Source organism: Eubacterium multiforme, assembly GCF_030813415.1.
Lineage (GTDB): Bacteria > Bacillota > Clostridia > Clostridiales > Clostridiaceae > Clostridium > Clostridium multiforme.
This window is the reverse complement of sequence record NZ_JAUSUF010000005.1, coordinates 110,160-126,867: the sequence shown is the minus strand read 5'-3', so window position 1 is coordinate 126,867 and position 16,708 is coordinate 110,160. Positions and strand designations below refer to the sequence as shown.

Genomic DNA, 16,708 nt, shown 5'->3' with positions numbered 1-16,708 from the left:
CCTAAACAATTTGAGCTCTATTTCTTAAAAATGCATACATTCCAAACTCATCATTTGCTATTTGTTCCTTATGTTCCTCTTCTTTTACAAATGCTTTATGCTTATTTTCCTTAAGTTTCTCTAATGACTTTCTTTCTATTTGCCTATTTAAAAGTTCTAATTTAACTTCCTTTAATAAATTATTTTTATCATTTAAATCCTCATTAGTCTCTTCAATTGACCTTGATAAAGAATATAAATAATTAGAAACTATTTTTCTTGAAATTGTATCCTCGCACTTTATATTCTCTGAATATTTTTCATAATTAGCTTTAAGATTCTCTAATTTTCTTTCTATAAACCTTTTTTCATTTTGCACTTTTGAATATTTAATTTTACTTTCATCTTCATTTTTAATTTTTATATCTAATACTTTTTGAAGTTTAAATCTAAAATTATCCAATGCTAATTACCTCTTATCTAAATATATTTTTTAAACTGCTTATATTTTCATCAAAAGTATTACTTTCATTTACTCCCTGTTTTAAATAGTTATTAATGTCATCTATAAATTCTATAGATTTATCAATTTTAGGATTTGATCCATTTTCATAGGCTCCTATATTAATTAAATCTTCAGCCTCTTTATATGTAGCTATTAAATCTCTAGCATAAGATGCTACAGCTTTATGCTCATCATCACATATATCATTCATAAGACGACTTACACTATTTGATATATCTATTGCGGGATAATGATTTTTGTGAGCTAAATCCCTTGATAAAACTATATGCCCATCTAATATTCCTCTTACAGCATCTGCAATAGGTTCATTAAAATCATCTCCATCAACTAAAACAGTATAAAATGCAGTTATTGAACCTTTATCTGATAAGCCACTTCTCTCCATTAACTTTGGTAGTTCAGCAAAAACAGATGGAGTATATCCTTTTTGAGCTGGCGGCTCTCCTATAGCTAATCCAATTTCTCTTTGTGCCATTGCAAATCTTGTAACAGAGTCCATCATAAGTATTACTTTTTTACCTTGATCTCTAAAGTATTCTGCAATAGATGTTGCAGTTAATGCTCCCTTTAATCTAACTAAAGGTGGCTTATCTGATGTTGCGCAAACTACAACTGACTTTTTCATTCCTTCTTCCCCTAAATCTCTTTCTATGAAATCCAGAACTTCTCTACCTCTTTCCCCTATTAATGCAATAACATTAACTTCTGCCTCTGCAGACCTTGCTATCATTCCAAGGGTTGTACTTTTACCAACACCACTTCCTGCAAAAATACCAATTCTTTGCCCTTCACCACAGGTAATAAATCCATCAATAGCTTTTATACCTGTTGGCATAACATTTTTAATTCTCTTTCTCTTCATAGGATCAGGTGGAGTCTTAAATAAGCTGCATAATTCTCCCCCTAATATTCTGCTTCCATCTATTGGATTCCCTAAAGGATCAATTACTTTTCCCAAAAGTTTGTCACTACACTTAACGCTGCAAGGATTTCCACTTGCTATTACTTTGCATCCTGGTCCAATTCCAACTAAATTTCCTAAAGGCATAAGTATTATTTGGGATTCTTTAAATCCAACAACTTCACAATTTATTGGAGTGTTGCTTACATTATATATAGTACAAAGTTCTCCAACAGATGCCTTTAATCCTGACACTTCAATAGTAAGACCTATTACCTTCTCAACTTTTCCTTCTGATATAAATGGAGTTATATTTGAAATTTTTATTAGTTCTTTATCAAAATCTAAAGATATCATATACCCTCCTATAACAGTTCACTTTTCACTTTATCTAGTACCACATCTAGTCCTACAGTTAACTTTCCATTACCTATATCTATCTGTGCATTTCCTTTTTCTATACTACTATCTGGAATAACAAATACTTTTTGATTTGATTTTGATTCATTAATCATTTTATCTATACTTATTTGTAATTTTTCTATGTAATTAGGATTAACTTTTATTATCAAGTCTTTTTTAAGGCTATATTCTTCAATTATTTTTATAAGCATCTTATTCATAGAATCACTTTCTTCAAATTTCTCTTTAAGAACTTGTTCTGCAATTTTAATAGAAATATTTAATATATCATGTTTCTTTTCTTCAATATATTTAGCTATACTTTCATTTATTTTAAGTAATGTATTATATCCATCTTCCTTAATCTTTTCACTTTCAGAAATAGCTTTTTCTATATTTTCTTCATAAGCTTCCTTATAACCATCTTCATAGCCATTTTTTAATCCTTGATTGTAGCCCTCTTCATAGGCTTTTTTCTCAATAGTCTTAGACTTTTCATTTGCTTCCTTAATTATGTTGTCCTTTTTCTTTTCTGTTTCAATAATTATCTTTTCATATTGTTTTTTTGCTTCTATAATTTTATTTTCTATATTTTCTTTTTCTAAAATCATCTTTTGTTCAGCATTTAAAAAACCATTTTCTTGAGATTCCTTTAAAATTACCTTACCTTTTACTTCAACATTTTCACTTCTTAATACACCAGTAAATCTAGACAAGGGTTTCTTCCTCCCCTTTTCTACTACTTATAACGCCATCTTTTTCAAGCTTTCTAACTACATTTACAATTTTTCTCTTAGCGTCATCTACCTGTGATACTTTTACCTTGCCAAGTAATTCAATCTCTTCTTTAAGTTCCTCTGCTGCCCTAATAGATTGGTTTTCTAATATAGTATTTATAATGCTATCATTAGCATCTTTTAATGCTATTGATAAATCTTTTACATTTACATACTTTAATACCTTTTGTACTGAAATCTTATCAAGGTTTACTATATCTTCAAAAGTAAACATATGAGCTTTAATTTCATTAGCTAATGTATTATTTTCATTTTCTAAATAATTAATAATATTCTTTTCTGTTTTTCCATCAACTTTAGGAAGTATATTTAGAAGATTATCAACCCCTGTTGATTCATCCATATTACCATTTTTCTTAGAATTAAGCTTTTTAGTTAAAACATTATCCACAGCTCTTATTACAATAGGTGATATTTTAGAAATTGTTCCAAGTTTCAGTGCAACTTCCCTTTGTAAGTTTTCATCTAATCCAGATAATATTTCAGCAGATTTTTCTGATTGAATGTAAGCAAGTATTATTGCAATAGTTTGTGGACTTTCTCCTGCAATACATGCTTTTATTGTTTTAGCATCAGATTTTCTTGCTGTAGTAAATACTTTATTATAGGCATCATATTTTATACCTTCCATAAGCTTATTAGCCTTATTTTCATCAAAGGCTCCTCTTAATAAAGAATTTGCATACTCAATTCCACCCTCTATAGAGAAATTTTTGCTTTTTCTTTCATTTAAGAATTCCTTTAATATCATTTTTCTTTCTTCAGCTGTAACATTATTTATATTAGCTATCTCTACACCTATCTTTTGTATTTGTTTATCTGATAGTTTCTTTAATATATTAGAGGATATATCAGCACCTAATGTCATAAGTAAAACAGCAGCCTTTTTAGGCCCACTAATATTTTTTAAACTTAAACTTTTAAAATCATACGGTTTTTGATTTTTTTCTTCGTTCTTGTACACTTAATACCTCCCCTAATCATTTAGCCATCTCTTTATTAATTCACTTACTTCATCTGGATTATTTGAGGCTAACTTCTTAACTTCTTCTTCAATATTTTCTTCAGAATCATCATTGTCTAATTCACTTTCCTTATCTTTTGTTTTTAATAAATTAGCAAAGTATTCTGTTTCCTTTGACATATCTTCTTCATCTTCTATGTCTGTTTTCTTACCTTTTTTCTTAAATATTATAAATCCTGCAGCTAAAAGCATTATAAGTACTACTGCTATTGCTATCTTTATAGGAGTTATATTTAATTTTTTTGCTTTTCCATCATTAATATCATCTACTTTGCCCTTAGCAAAATTCATACCAACAACAGATATGCTATCTCCTCTTTTTGCATCCATCCCAATTGCAGACTCTACCATATCTTCTACATTTCTCATTACATCATTAGTAATATTTCCATCAATTGCAATAGAAGCAGTTATACGATTTACATCTCCTGGAGGAGCTAATGTTTTTGTTTCACTTTTTCCTATTTCATATTTAATTGATTCTTCTTTGGATTTATTATCTTGAGATTTTGCATTTGCAGTATTATTCATATTATTATCAACTGGTGATCCTTTAGTATTTTCATCAGTAGCTGAATTTTCACTCTTTGTAGAAGATGAAATAACTTTTTTAGGATCTAGTTTAAGCTCATTTTTTTCTACAGTTTTAGAATTTAAAGTAGCATTTATACCAACTTCAACCTTACCTTCTCCAAAAATAGGTTCAAGCATTGATTTTACTCTCTTTTTTAATTCTTCACTTAATTGCTTTTCAGCATTTTTTGTTCCTGTTAAACCAGCTGCATTAGCAACCTTTCCAGACTCATCATATATTCCCTCTGATAGTAAATCCATATTTTGATCTATTACCTCTACATTTTTTTTAGGAATATTAATTCCACTAGCTGAAACTAATGCTATTATGGATTTTATTTGGCTTTTATCTAATGTTCCTCCATCTTTTAAAGAAATATAAACAGCCGCTTTTCCATCTTTACCTTTTCCATTAAATACTGACTGTTCCCCTTGGGTTATATGTACTCTTGCATTATTTACACCAGGAAATGTTTTTATAGTTTTTTCTAGTTCTCCTTGTATCATCCTGGTCTTTTCTATTTTGAATTCTTCATCTGTCATAGAAAGATTTGAACCCTTATCCATTAATTCAAATCCCTTTGAACCATTGGTTATGTTTGGAGATAATTCTATTCTCAATTTATCTACTTGATCTTTAGGTACAAGAATTGAATCTCCCTCTATTTTTGTATCAACTTTTTTATCTTCTAAAGACTTTGTGACATTTGCAGCATCTGCAGAATCTAGTCCTGAAAATAATACTTTATATTTATTTTTTCTGCTGTAATTTATAGTAAACATTAATGCTAATATTAATGTTACTATTCCAATACCTATGGCAACTTTAGTACCAAGTTTTAAATTTTTGACCTTTTCTACTGAATTTTTAGAAAAACCTTTTATTTTATCTATTAAATTATTTTGCATACTATCTTCCTTTTATTAAAGACTTTTATAATTGCATTCTATTTATTTCTTGATAAGCTTCAACAACCTTGTTTCTAGTTTCTATAAGTAATTGCATTGATACTTGTGCTTCTTGCATTGATAACATAACATCATGCATATTAACATTCTCACCCTTAATTAGGCTTTCAGCTTTATTATCTGCAGTTACTTGAAGCTCATTTACTTTATTTATTGCATCACCTAACACTTTAGAAAAGTTTCCACTATTTTCTTTAGTTTCTACTGCTTTTTGTGCATCAAAGTTATTTACTAATGAATTTAACGCTCCTACTGATCCTATATTCATTTTATCCCCCTATTACTTTCCAATTTCTAAAGCTTTAGAAATCATATTTTTTTGCGCATTTAAAGAATCAACATTAGATTCATAAGATCTAGCTGCAGTTATTAAATCAGACATCTCAACTAATAAATCAACATTAGGATATTCTACATATCCATCCTTATTTGCATCAGGATGGTTTGGATTATAAACTTTTTTAAGTGGTGATTTATCATTTTCTAACTTAACTGCCTTAACACCTAACATTCCTAACTTTCTATCATAATTTTCAGAAAAGACAGCCACCTTTCTTACATATGCACCACCATTTTTAGTTCTAGTTGTTCTTGAATTTGCAATATTTGATGATATTACATCTAATCTTAATCTTTCAGCACTTAATCCACTAGCACTTATTCTCATTCCACTAAATATGCTCATTTTTATTACCTTCCACTTATTACACTTTTAGCCATGGCTAATTTAATGTTTGTAATGCTTATCAAACTGTTATACATAAGAGTATTTGCAGCTTGATCTACCTTTTCACTTTCTAAATCCACATTGTTCCCGTCTGCTCTCATACTTGTTGATTTATCTTCCTTAACTTGGATATTATTCTTTTTATTTGTTTCATTTAAACTTTCTTCAAATGTAACGTATTTTCTTTTATATCCTGGTGTATTAACATTTGAAATATTATTTGCTATTGTTTCTCCCCGTAACTTAGCCACATCTAAACTTGCTTTTATTAATCCATAAATCTCCATACATTCCTCCTTTTAACCGCAAAAAAAAACCACTCACAAAGGAAGCAGCCAAAAATCAAAAAAACAAGAAAAAAAATAAGATAATTTTTCTTATTTTGTTAGTGCAACTGGCTGGCATAATATTTGATCTTAGCCCCTATAGCTTTGCGTCATTAAGTTTCCCTAATTTTGCTAATTATTAAATTATATTATATTGTATATTATATACTATTAAATTACATTTTTCTACTTATTATTTAAATTTAATACATTTCTACTTCATATATATACTATTTTATTCTTTTTTTGTTCATTTTAACAACTTATGTTTAATATTCTGTAACTTAATTAGTTATACTAATTAACAAATAATGTTTCGTTATTTATTAGTTAAGTGTCGATTTAAAACATAGCCATAAATTTATATTTTTCTTAATATAAAAAAGGATAAAGCTAGAAGCCTTATCCTTTATAATTTTTTATAATATTATCTTAAAAGTTGCATTACGCCTTCTGGTTGATTTTTAGCTTGTGCTGCCATTGCTTGAGATGCTTGTGTTAATAAGTTAAATTTTGATAATGTCATCATTTCCTTTGCAACATCAACGTCTCTTATTCTTGATTCTGCTGCTGTTAAGTTTTCACTTGAAGTACTTAAATTTGATTGTGCACTTTCTAATCTGTTTTGTGCTGCTCCAAAGTTAGCTCTTGAAGTATTTACTGTTTCTAAAGCATTATCTAAAATAGTTATCATTTTTTGCGCTGCTTCAGTTCCTTTATTTCCATCTGCCTTCATTGCATCTATATCTGTTTGTTCTATTCCTAATGATTTTGTTCCCAGATTATTAATTTGAACTGTTAATTGTTGTCCTTCATTAGCTCCAACTTGTAAATTAATTTCTTTTCCAAGTATATCAGTTTTTTTAGATTCTACAATATCACTCTTACTTCCTGCTGACATTTTGGTATCCAATTGTAGTTTAACAGTATTTCCATTTTTATCTTTTAATACAACTTCAGTTTTAGCATCAAGTTCTCCTTGTGTAGTCATGCTTAAATCTTTCGCTTCATAAGTTTTTCCAGAAACTTCTAAAGTGACATTAGTTTGTTTAAGACCTGTTCCATTCGCTACTGTTAATTTAACATCAGATACCTTAGTAACATCATTTAAATCTATTCCTTTTATAGTGTAACCTGTTTTTAGATTAAATGTTTCATTTTCGCCAATCTTTGTTTCTCCATTTAATAAATTTTTACCATTAAATTGAGTTGAACCTGATATTCTGTCTATTTCTCCATGTAGTTGAGTTAACTCTGCAACGATCTTTGCTCTATCTGATCCTGAATTTGTTTCATTTGATGCTTGTACTGAAAGTTGTCTCATTCTTTGAGCTATGTTTCCAATTTCTTCTGTTGCACCTTCTGCTGTTTGTATCATTGATACTCCATCTTGAGTATTTCTTGATGCTTGATCTAATCCTCTAATTTGGCTTCTCATCTTTTCTGATATTGCTAGTCCTGCAGCGTCATCTCCAGCTTTGTTAATTCTTAATCCTGAAGATATCTTTCCCATTGCTGTTCCAGCTAATGCTGTATTTCTTCCCATTGCGTTTAATGCTGTCATAGCATTCATATTTGTATTAATTCTCATATTTTTTACTCTCCTTAGTATTTAAAATTTGACATCCGTGTCGATATTTTAGCTTAAATAAGTATTTTTATTTATTATCTTAAAAGTTGCATTACACCTTCTGGTTGATTCTTAGCTTGTGCTGCCATTGCTTGTGATGCTTGTGTTAATAAGTTGAATTTTGATAATGTCATCATTTCCTTTGCAACATCAACGTCCCTTATTCTTGATTCAGCTGCTGTTAAGTTTTCACTTGAAGTGCTTAAGTTTGATTGTGCACTTTCTAATCTGTTTTGTACTGCTCCAAAATTAGCTCTTGAAGTATTTACTGTTTCTAAAGCTTTATCTAAAGTAGTTATCATTGTTTGCGCTGCAGCTGTTCCTTCTTTTCCATCAGCCTTCATTTTATCTATATCAGGTTGATTTATTCCTAATGACTTTGTTCCTAAATTATTAATTTGAACTTTTAACTGTTGTCCCTCATTAGCTCCAACTTGTAAATTAATTTCTTTTCCAAGTATATCAATTTTTTTAGATTCTATAATTTCACCATTATCTGCTGATGTTTTTGCCTTGCTTACTTCAAGTTTAATAGCATTTCCACTTGTATCTTTTAACGTTACTTCTTTATTTGCATCAAAAGTTCCTTGTACAGACATAGCAAGATCTGTTCCTGTAAAAGTTTTTCCATTTGCTACTACAGTAATAGTAGTTTGTTTAGCAGATGATCCATTTGTTAAAGTTATTTTTACATCTGCTGATTTAGTAACTTCACTTAAATTTAATCCTTTTATAACATAATCTGATTTAGGAACAAAAGTTTCATTTTCCCCAATCTTTGTTTCTCCATTTAATAAATTTTTACCATTAAATTGAGTTGAACCTGATATTCTGTCTATTTCTCCATGCAGTTGAGTTAACTCTGCAACGATCTTTGCTCTATCTGATCCTGAATTTGTTTCATTAGATGCTTGTACTGAAAGTTGTCTCATTCTTTGAGCTATGTTTCCAATTTCTTCTGTTGCACCTTCTGCTGTTTGTATCATTGATACTCCATCTTGAGTATTTCTTGATGCTTGATCTAATCCTCTAATTTGGCTTCTCATCTTTTCTGATATTGCAAGTCCTGCTACGTCATCTCCAGCTTTGTTAATTCTTAATCCTGAAGATATCTTTCCCATTGCTGTCCCAGCTAAAGCTGTGTTTTTACTCATTGCGTTTAATGCTGTCATAGCATTCATATTTGTATTAATTCTCATAATTTTTACTCTCCTTAGTATTTTAAATTTGACATCCTTGTCACTATATTTATGTTAATTTTATTATCTTAAAAGTTGCATTACACCTTCTGGTTGATTCTTAGCTTGTGCTGCCATTGCTTGTGATGCTTGTGTTAATAAGTTGAATTTTGATAATGTCATCATTTCCTTTGCAACATCAACGTCCCTTATTCTTGATTCAGCTGCTGTTAAGTTTTCACTTGAAGTGCTTAAGTTTGATTGTGCACTTTCTAATCTGTTTTGTACTGCTCCAAAGTTAGCTCTTGAAGTATTTACTGTTTCTAAAGCTTTATCTAAAGTCGTTATCATTTTTTGTGCTGCTTCAGTTCCTTTTTCTCCATCAGCCTTCATTGCATCTATATCTGTTTGTTCTAATCCTAGTGATTTTGTTCCTAGATTATTAATTTGAACTGTTAATTGTTGTCCTTCATTAGCTCCAACTTGTAAGTTAATTTGTTTTCCAAGAATATCACTTACTTTTATCTGTGCAACCTTTCCAGTTTTATCCAATTGAGTACCTACTTTAAATGTAATATTTTTCCCATCTTTAGAAGTTAATATTACACTTGTATCCTTATCAAGTTTTCCTGCTCCTGCTTTACTAGTTACATTATCCTTCTCATAAGTAATACCATTAATACTTATACTTACTTTAGTATTACTACTAGATGCTGATAATGTAGCATTAATATCTTCTGCCTTATCAATACTACTTACATCTATTCCTTCTATAGTATGACCATCATTTGTAGTCATTGTTCCAACAGTACCAATCTTTGTTTCTCCATTTAATAAGTTTTTACCATTAAATTGAGTTGAACCTGATATTCTATCAATTTCATCATGTAATTGAGTTAACTCTTCAACAATCTTTGCTCTATCTGATCCTGAGTTTGTTTCATTTGATGCTTGTACTGAAAGTTGTCTCATTCTTTGAGTAATGTTTCCGATTTCTTCTGTTGCACCTTCTGCTGTTTGTATCATTGATACTCCATCTTGAGTATTTCTTGATGCTTGATCTAATCCTCTAATTTGACTTCTCATTTTTTCTGATATTGCTAGTCCTGCTGCATCATCTCCAGCTTTATTGATTCTTAATCCTGAAGATATTTTCCCCATTGCTGTTCCAGCTAATGCTGTATTTCTTCCCATTGCGTTTAATGCTGTCATAGCATTCATGTTTGTGTTAATTCTCATTATTTTTACTCTCCTTAGTATTTTAGATTTGACATCCTTGTCCGTATTTTATATTTTATTTTTAGCTTAAATAACTATTTTTCACTATTAATTATCTTAAAAGTTGCATTACACCTTCTGGTTGGTTTTTAGCTTGTGCTGCCATTGCTTGTGATGCTTGTGTTAATAAATTGAATTTTGATAATGTCATCATTTCCTTTGCAACATCAACGTCCCTTATTCTTGATTCAGCTGCTGTTAAGTTTTCACTTGATGTGCTTAGGTTTGATTGAGCACTTTCTAATCTGTTTTGTACTGCTCCAAAGTTAGCTCTTGAAGTGTTTACTGTTTCTAAAGCATTATCTAAAGTAGTTATCATGCTTTGTGCTGCTTTAGTTCCTTTTTCTCCATCAGCCTTCATTGCATCTATATCTGTTTGTTCTATTCCTAATGATTTTGTTCCTAGATTATTAATTTGAACTGTTAATTGTTGTCCTTCGTTAGCTCCAACTTGTAAGTTGATTTGCTTTCCCTTAACATCAACCAATTCTGTTTTTCCAATATTACCAGTTGAATCTATTTGCTTACCTACTTTAAGTACAATATTCTTTCCACCTGTAGAAGTTAATGTTATATTAATATCCTTATCAAGTTTGCCTGCTGTAGTAACATCAATATCATCTTTCACAAAATCAATTCCACTAATTGTTAAAGTAGCTTTAGTTTTCTTACCACCTGATGTTCCATTTGCCAAAGTTAATTTAATATCTCCAGCTTTATTAATGTCACTTGCATCTATTCCTTCTATAACATGTCCATCATTTATAGTGAATTTTCCTTTAGATCCAATTTTTGTTTCTCCATTTAATAAGTTTTTACCATTAAATTGAGTTGAACCTGATATTCTGTCTATTTCTCCATGTAGTTGAGTTAACTCTGCAACGATCTTTGCTCTATCTGATCCTGAGTTTGTTTCATTAGATGCTTGTACTGAAAGTTGTCTCATTCTTTGAGTAATGTTTCCGATTTCTTCTGTTGCACCTTCTGCTGTTTGTATCATTGATACTCCATCTTGAGTATTTCTTGATGCTTGATCTAATCCTCTAATTTGACTTCTCATCTTTTCTGATATTGCTAGTCCTGCTGCATCATCTCCAGCTTTGTTAATTCTTAATCCTGAAGATATTTTTCCCATTGCTGTTCCAGCTAATGCTGTATTTTTACTCATTGCGTTTAATGCTGTCATAGCATTCATATTTGTATTAATTCTCATAATTTTTACTCTCCTTAGTATTTAATTTTTTTCGACATCCTTGTCTTTTTTATAAGCAATATTTACCTAAAATATAACCTATTATACATATCGGTAAATAAATTTATTACTTTATACTTTTTTTGAGAAAATATTCATATTGTTCTTATTCATATTTACATAAGCAGTATTTACACTTCTTTTAGTTTTATATGAATTTAATTCTTTTCTAACTTCTATAATTTTCTTTCCTAATAAATTTTTTATTTCATTATCTATTTTTATTATTTCAGAATTTTTATAATGGTTCTTAAAGCTTTCTAAATCTTCATTTCTTAAACTATCAATAATCTCTTGTCTTTTTTCTATGTTATACTCTAATTTCTCATTATCTATATCATCTTCATTTAAAAGTTTTAGAATCTCTAAAGAAATATTTTTATATAAATTTATCATATTAAAATCCTCTATTATTTCATAAGATAACTTAACTGTGCATTAATTTTAGTCATATTTGATTCTAAAAGTGCAAACTTTTTATAAAGCTTATCTTCTTTCTTTTGCATCTTTGCCTTTAGTTCTTTTATATGTATTTCTTGTTTTCTTATTTGTTCTGAATAAAGATTATTTACTGCTGTAGATGAATTATTCATTCCAGCTTTCTTTACAAATAATCCTGAAGAACTTCCTGCATAATTGTAGGTTATATCTTTAATATTAGAAAAAGCCTCTGTTGCAGTTTTAAATACATTTTCTCCATTTTTCTCTAATGCCTCTTTAAATTTATCTTCATCAAGATTTAATTGACCTTGATTGTTATAATTAGAACTTGGTTTTATTCCAATATCACTTAATGTGAATCCAGTACTTTCTATAACACCTGATACTGATGTTCTAATTTTATCCATAAATTGTCGCATCTCTTTATCATTTCTTAAGATACCTTTTTTAGCTTTATCTTCCCACTTTTTAATTTGCTCTTCACTCATATCATCTCTTTGTGCTTGTGTAAGAGGTTTATAATTTCTATCTTTCTTCTCTGTTATTGAATCATAAATACCTTTAATAACTTTATTATATTCATCAACAAAGTCTTTCATCTTCTCCACTGCACTTGAGGTATCAGTTTTTGAAGTCATTGAAATATTCTCTTTACTTACTCCATTTACACTATATGTAATATTGTCTATAGTGAAAGTATTACTTTCCTTTTCTATAGTTCTTATTTCTTTACCTTCTATGTCAAAAACTTTTACAAGGTTATTACTTCCTTTTACAGTTCCACTATTTCCAACTAATTTATCTCCATCTTTTAATTCTAATTTTTCAAATAATTCTCCTTCAAATGTTAGCTCAGAATTTACTCCTGTTTTATTAGTTTTTATAGTAAATTTTTCAGTCATTTCACTAAAGGAAGCTTGTACTTCATTTTTAGGAAATTTACTATTAATAACTTTTATTACGTCACTAATATTTTTTGCATCCTTTAAATCAATATCTATACCATTTATTTTTATTTTAGTGTCAGTAAGTCCTAAATCAGATAGTTTTGTATCTATAGTTAAGTTAGCCTTAGAACTTTGCAGTTCTGCTGATTTAGCTATCTTATCTATCTTAAAATTATAATTAATGCTAGCAGCATCTAGTCCAGCTGTTGCACTTATTATTGAACTATCAGAACTATTTATAGCCATTGTGCTATACACTTTACTAACCATCATTGAATCTTTAGAACCTGCTAAAAGATATTTGTCATATAATCCTTTAACATCCTTAATGACATTTCTATACTTTTCTTGTTTCCATTCATTTATTTGGCGCTTTTGTTCTTCGCTATCTACTTTAGCTTGGTCCTTTACAACCATACCCTTTACCATTTGGTCAATATCCATACCTGTTGCCATACCTGTTATTCTATTTGTATTGGTTGTTTGATTACTGGCTGAATTTATTTGTGGCATTTTTTTACCCTCCCTTTTATAATCCCTTTGCTTTCTTGCTTACTTCATACCAAGTGTTTCTAACCTCTTCAATAAGGGGTAGTACTTCATCTATTATATTTATATCCTTTTTAAGATTTGCCTCTTCTAACTTATCTTTTATAAATTCATATACTTTAAAAAGATTTTCAAAATATTCTCCTAAACTTCTATCTAAAGTTGCCATAAGTTCTGTAAATATATCTTGTACTCTTACTAACTCCTTATGTGCCTTTTCTATATTTTTATTTTGGATAGCCATTTTTGCTATTTTTGTATATTTAACTGCTCCATCAACTAACATTAAAAGAAGTTGATCTTTAGATGCCATGTTTACAGTATTACTTTTATATGCATTATATGGATTATTACTACTGCTATACATTTTAGTCCTCCTATTTTAGCTCTTTTAATAAATCTAAATTACCCCTAACAGCCTTCTTATTTTCTTCCTTTACTCTCTCATATACTTCTTTTCTAAGAATAGTAATATCTTTTGGTGCTTCAATAGCTATTTTTACACTGCCGTCTTCTATTTTAGTTATTTTAATTTCTATATCATCACCAATTAATATAGATTCATCTTTTTTTCTTGTAACTACTAACATATTAATTTCTCCTAACTAAAGGATGTTTAGTATTATATTTATCCCCTTGTATTATAAATTGTCTACCAAGTTTATTTTTAATATTAATAACTAAAGGCGCCTTTAAATTAATAGTGCTACTTTCTAAAGTTTTTCCTAAAGTTATGATAGTTAAAAGTAACACATCCTTAGGGTTTTCTATTTGTAACTCTTTAATAGTTTCATCATTTAAATCAATTTCATACTCATTATAAATTTCAAAAGGATTAACAGTTGCAAAACTTACTTCATTACCTAAAGATTCAACAATTTTAAACTTATTATTATTTTCTAAATCTTTAATTTCAAATTCATTAATATTTTCGAATCCTGGAATTCCCTTTTCAAATACTACTTTCATAAAATATCTCCTATCTTAAATAATCTAATAAAGTACCTTGAATTAATTTAGCTCCAACTTGTAAGCTTGCCATATATACCATTTGTGACTCTTTTAAATGTATATATTCCTTTGAAAAATCTACATCCTGTATATTTGAATAATTTTTTTTCATAGATAAAATATTTTCGTCATTTGTCTCTTTTACTTTATCTATTGTATTAGTTCTCGCTCCAACAATTGATCTATTGTTTAATATATCATTCATATAGTTATCTATTTTAGTAGATAATTTCCCTATCTTTTCAGTATCTACAGAATCCCCATTTAAAGCTGTACTTAACTCTTCAAATAATTTTAATCCTTCTTCTCCTCCAGTTACATCATTAACTGTAAGGTTATAACTTATATTAAGTCCACTAGAAATTGCACTAGTTAGCTTTTTATTTAATTCTTCATTATCTTTATTTTCTATTGAAAATGAAATAATTCCATTTTCATCTACTTTAGTGTTTATAGGTTTAGCATCTGTAAGTTGTCCACCAAAAATATACTTTCCTGCATATGTTGTATTTAGGGTTTCTCCTATTTGTTTAATCTTTTCGTTAACCTCTGCTCTAACAGCTGCTATTTCATTTTTACCAAAAGCTCCGCTTATAGATGTTAACTTAGTTTTAATATCACTACTTAGATTAGCAATTCTATCTAAAGACTCATCAGTAATATCAAGCCAACCTGTAATTTCATCACAGTTATAATTATATTTTTCAGTATTTTGTATTTCATTTTGTATATTAAGTATTTTTACTGTTTTAAATGGATCATCAGATATCCTATTAATTTGTTTTTCTGTATTTAACTTTTCATTTATTCCATCCATATTTTGAAGATTATTTTGAACATCTCTTAAATAGCTGCTCATAATACTGTTATTTGTTATTCTCATATATTATCCCCCTACTTAATTAATCCATTTACTACTACATTTAATAATGAATCTATAGTTGAAATTACCTTTGCACTTGCATTATAAGCGTGCTGTAATTGAACTAAATTTACTATTTCTTCATCCATAGAAACACCTGAAATACTCATTCTAGATTTATCTATGCTATGTAAAAGCTTATTATTATTAAACGCTTGCTTTTTAGCTATTTGAGAAGATTGTCCTAATTCTTGAATAGTACCATTATAATAACTTCCTATAGTAATATCTTCCCCATCTATATTTACTTTTTTATTTTGTATATCATATAATTCTAATGATTTACTAGATGTCATTTCTAATTTAGATGCATCTTTTATAATATTAGGATTTACATCAATAAGCTTTCCATTTTTTCCTGCTACAAATATATTTTCTTTACCTTTATAAACATTATTTATATTTGAAGTTATAGCGTTAGCTAATGTTCTTAATTTATTTTGGCATTTTTCTATTTCAGCTTTCATAATTTTAGTTCCACTTAGTTCACCGCTTAAACTTTTTTCTTTTATTTTAGATTGTAAAGCCTCTAAATCATCAGCTTGAGCCTTAGCATCCTTACCTTCCACATCAAATACAGCTTTAACTGAATCATCATTTACATCTATTTTAAAGCTTAATTCATCCATAAGATTATCTCTTTGATCTAATAAATCATTTGGTGATTTCCCAGCCCCTTGAATTAATTTTATGTTCTTATCTAATTCCTTTATTGCTGAGATTTTATTATTTATATCTGAAACAATTCCCTCTGTTTGAGAATTTAATTGTTCTTTTAATGTTTCAAGTTTAGAATTAACACTATTAATGTTATTACTTAAAAACTTTGCCTTCTCTATTGCCACATTTTTTGCTCCAACACTATTTGGATCTTTAGATAATTCATTTAAAGAATTAAAAAAATCATTAATAGATGCTGATATTGAATTTTTTGATGGTTCGTCAAAGACATTTTCCATATTTCTATAATAATCAGCCTTTACACTTACCTCTCCATACTCATGACTTTCACTTCTAAATTGAAAATCATAAAAAGAATTTCTTATTCTTGTTACATCATTAACAGTTACACCTGTTCCAAGTTGACCTGGACCGTGATGACTATTATAACCAATTGCAGTATATGGTCTGCTTGTTGTTTGTTCCACTCTTTGTCTTGTATACCCTGGTGTATTTAAATTACTTATATTATGTGATGTTGTTTGTATTGCTGTTTTACTTGCAATCATTCCTGATTTTGCTGTTTGTAAAGTTCCTAATAAACCTGTCATAATAA

General features: G+C 28.7%; 19 protein-coding genes and 1 riboswitch. All 19 genes read right to left on the bottom strand.

The genetic code is table 11. The annotated features are described in order from the left end of the window. Position 1: 1 nt before the first annotated feature. The 19 genes from fliJ to flgK all read right to left on the bottom strand — a co-directional run bounded on the left by fliJ (position 2) and on the right by flgK (position 16,703). Positions 2-442 carry a flagellar export protein FliJ gene (gene fliJ, locus J2S18_RS09070; RefSeq protein ID WP_307486006.1) on the bottom strand — a complete coding sequence of 147 codons (441 nt, stop codon included), beginning with the start codon at positions 440-442 and terminating at the stop codon, positions 2-4. A 13-nt stretch (positions 443-455) separates the two neighbouring features. Further along, positions 456-1,763, bottom strand: a complete 1,308-nt coding sequence (fliI, locus tag J2S18_RS09065; RefSeq protein ID WP_307486003.1) for a flagellar protein export ATPase FliI — start codon at positions 1,761-1,763, stop codon at positions 456-458. Positions 1,764-1,771: 8 nt separating this feature from the next. After that, complete coding sequence (locus J2S18_RS09060; RefSeq protein ID WP_307486001.1) at positions 1,772-2,524, bottom strand: FliH/SctL family protein; 753 nt, start codon at positions 2,522-2,524, stop codon at positions 1,772-1,774. Further along, complete coding sequence (gene fliG, locus J2S18_RS09055; RefSeq protein WP_307485998.1) at positions 2,517-3,569, bottom strand: flagellar motor switch protein FliG; 1,053 nt, start codon at positions 3,567-3,569, stop codon at positions 2,517-2,519. The genes J2S18_RS09060 and fliG overlap by 8 nt, the downstream gene beginning before the upstream one ends. 12 nt (positions 3,570-3,581) lie before the next feature. Beyond that, positions 3,582-5,111 (bottom strand): flagellar basal-body MS-ring/collar protein FliF, encoded by a 1,530-nt coding sequence (gene fliF, locus J2S18_RS09050; protein ID WP_307485995.1) that lies wholly within the window; start codon positions 5,109-5,111, stop codon positions 3,582-3,584. Positions 5,112-5,136: 25 nt separating this feature from the next. Next, positions 5,137-5,439: a flagellar hook-basal body complex protein FliE gene (gene fliE / locus J2S18_RS09045; protein WP_307485991.1), complete on the bottom strand. Its 303-nt coding sequence runs from the start codon at positions 5,437-5,439 to the stop codon at positions 5,137-5,139. A gap of 12 nt (positions 5,440-5,451) precedes the next feature. Continuing rightward, complete coding sequence (gene flgC, locus J2S18_RS09040; protein ID WP_307485989.1) at positions 5,452-5,856, bottom strand: flagellar basal body rod protein FlgC; 405 nt, start codon at positions 5,854-5,856, stop codon at positions 5,452-5,454. A 5-nt stretch (positions 5,857-5,861) separates the two neighbouring features. Continuing rightward, a complete protein-coding gene (locus tag J2S18_RS09035; protein ID WP_307485985.1) occupies positions 5,862-6,185 on the bottom strand; it encodes a flagellar basal body protein in 324 nt (107 codons plus the stop codon). Positions 6,186-6,284: 99 nt separating this feature from the next. Continuing rightward, a riboswitch (cyclic di-GMP riboswitch) is annotated at positions 6,285-6,368 on the bottom strand. Positions 6,369-6,651: 283 nt separating this feature from the next. After that, positions 6,652-7,815: a flagellin N-terminal helical domain-containing protein gene (locus J2S18_RS09030; protein WP_307485982.1), complete on the bottom strand. Its 1,164-nt coding sequence runs from the start codon at positions 7,813-7,815 to the stop codon at positions 6,652-6,654. A gap of 74 nt (positions 7,816-7,889) precedes the next feature. Next, positions 7,890-9,053 (bottom strand): flagellin N-terminal helical domain-containing protein, encoded by a 1,164-nt coding sequence (locus J2S18_RS09025; RefSeq protein WP_307485979.1) that lies wholly within the window; start codon positions 9,051-9,053, stop codon positions 7,890-7,892. 63 nt (positions 9,054-9,116) lie between these two features. After that, positions 9,117-10,271 (bottom strand): flagellin N-terminal helical domain-containing protein, encoded by a 1,155-nt coding sequence (locus J2S18_RS09020; RefSeq protein ID WP_307485976.1) that lies wholly within the window; start codon positions 10,269-10,271, stop codon positions 9,117-9,119. A 91-nt stretch (positions 10,272-10,362) separates the two neighbouring features. Beyond that, a complete protein-coding gene (locus J2S18_RS09015) occupies positions 10,363-11,523 on the bottom strand; it encodes a flagellin N-terminal helical domain-containing protein (RefSeq protein ID WP_307485973.1) in 1,161 nt (386 codons plus the stop codon). A 111-nt stretch (positions 11,524-11,634) separates the two neighbouring features. Beyond that, positions 11,635-11,958 carry a flagellar protein FliT gene (locus J2S18_RS09010; protein ID WP_307485970.1) on the bottom strand — a complete coding sequence of 108 codons (324 nt, stop codon included), beginning with the start codon at positions 11,956-11,958 and terminating at the stop codon, positions 11,635-11,637. Positions 11,959-11,972: 14 nt separating this feature from the next. Beyond that, complete coding sequence (gene fliD / locus J2S18_RS09005) at positions 11,973-13,463, bottom strand: flagellar filament capping protein FliD (RefSeq protein WP_307485967.1); 1,491 nt, start codon at positions 13,461-13,463, stop codon at positions 11,973-11,975. A 16-nt stretch (positions 13,464-13,479) separates the two neighbouring features. Then, entirely contained in the window at positions 13,480-13,866 is a 387-nt protein-coding gene (gene fliS / locus J2S18_RS09000) for a flagellar export chaperone FliS (protein ID WP_307485965.1), read from the bottom strand. A 10-nt stretch (positions 13,867-13,876) separates the two neighbouring features. After that, positions 13,877-14,089 carry a carbon storage regulator CsrA gene (gene csrA / locus J2S18_RS08995; protein ID WP_307485962.1) on the bottom strand — a complete coding sequence of 71 codons (213 nt, stop codon included), beginning with the start codon at positions 14,087-14,089 and terminating at the stop codon, positions 13,877-13,879. Between the two features lies 1 nt (position 14,090). Further along, positions 14,091-14,468, bottom strand: coding sequence for a flagellar assembly protein FliW (gene fliW / locus J2S18_RS08990; protein WP_307485960.1), 378 nt, complete (start codon positions 14,466-14,468; stop codon positions 14,091-14,093). 10 nt (positions 14,469-14,478) lie between these two features. Further along, positions 14,479-15,393, bottom strand: coding sequence for a flagellin N-terminal helical domain-containing protein (locus J2S18_RS08985; RefSeq protein WP_307485957.1), 915 nt, complete (start codon positions 15,391-15,393; stop codon positions 14,479-14,481). A gap of 11 nt (positions 15,394-15,404) precedes the next feature. Continuing rightward, complete coding sequence (gene flgK, locus J2S18_RS08980; RefSeq protein WP_307485954.1) at positions 15,405-16,703, bottom strand: flagellar hook-associated protein FlgK; 1,299 nt, start codon at positions 16,701-16,703, stop codon at positions 15,405-15,407. Positions 16,704-16,708 lie beyond the last annotated feature (5 nt).

What these genes read in the sequence shown, in the direction of transcription:
- csrA (WP_307485962.1), bottom strand. Translation starts at nt 14,089, where the DNA reads ATGTTAGTAGTTACAAGAAAAAAAGATGAATCTATATTAATTGGTGAT.
- J2S18_RS09035 (WP_307485985.1), bottom strand. Translation starts at nt 6,185, where the DNA reads ATGGAGATTTATGGATTAATAAAAGCAAGTTTAGATGTGGCTAAGTTA.
- fliI (WP_307486003.1), bottom strand. Translation starts at nt 1,763, where the DNA reads ATGATATCTTTAGATTTTGATAAAGAACTAATAAAAATTTCAAATATA.
- J2S18_RS09020 (WP_307485976.1), bottom strand. Translation starts at nt 10,271, where the DNA reads ATGAGAATTAACACAAACATGAATGCTATGACAGCATTAAACGCAATG.
- J2S18_RS09030 (WP_307485982.1), bottom strand. Translation starts at nt 7,815, where the DNA reads ATGAGAATTAATACAAATATGAATGCTATGACAGCATTAAACGCAATG.
- fliF (WP_307485995.1), bottom strand. Translation starts at nt 5,111, where the DNA reads ATGCAAAATAATTTAATAGATAAAATAAAAGGTTTTTCTAAAAATTCA.
- fliS (WP_307485965.1), bottom strand. Translation starts at nt 13,866, where the DNA reads ATGTATAGCAGTAGTAATAATCCATATAATGCATATAAAAGTAATACT.
- flgC (WP_307485989.1), bottom strand. Translation starts at nt 5,856, where the DNA reads ATGAGCATATTTAGTGGAATGAGAATAAGTGCTAGTGGATTAAGTGCT.
- fliW (WP_307485960.1), bottom strand. Translation starts at nt 14,468, where the DNA reads ATGAAAGTAGTATTTGAAAAGGGAATTCCAGGATTCGAAAATATTAAT.
- flgK (WP_307485954.1), bottom strand. Translation starts at nt 16,703, where the DNA reads ATGACAGGTTTATTAGGAACTTTACAAACAGCAAAATCAGGAATGATT.
- J2S18_RS08985 (WP_307485957.1), bottom strand. Translation starts at nt 15,393, where the DNA reads ATGAGAATAACAAATAACAGTATTATGAGCAGCTATTTAAGAGATGTT.
- fliD (WP_307485967.1), bottom strand. Translation starts at nt 13,463, where the DNA reads ATGCCACAAATAAATTCAGCCAGTAATCAAACAACCAATACAAATAGA.
- J2S18_RS09015 (WP_307485973.1), bottom strand. Translation starts at nt 11,523, where the DNA reads ATGAGAATTAATACAAATATGAATGCTATGACAGCATTAAACGCAATG.
- J2S18_RS09010 (WP_307485970.1), bottom strand. Translation starts at nt 11,958, where the DNA reads ATGATAAATTTATATAAAAATATTTCTTTAGAGATTCTAAAACTTTTA.
- fliE (WP_307485991.1), bottom strand. Translation starts at nt 5,439, where the DNA reads ATGAATATAGGATCAGTAGGAGCGTTAAATTCATTAGTAAATAACTTT.
- J2S18_RS09025 (WP_307485979.1), bottom strand. Translation starts at nt 9,053, where the DNA reads ATGAGAATTAATACAAATATGAATGCTATGACAGCATTAAACGCAATG.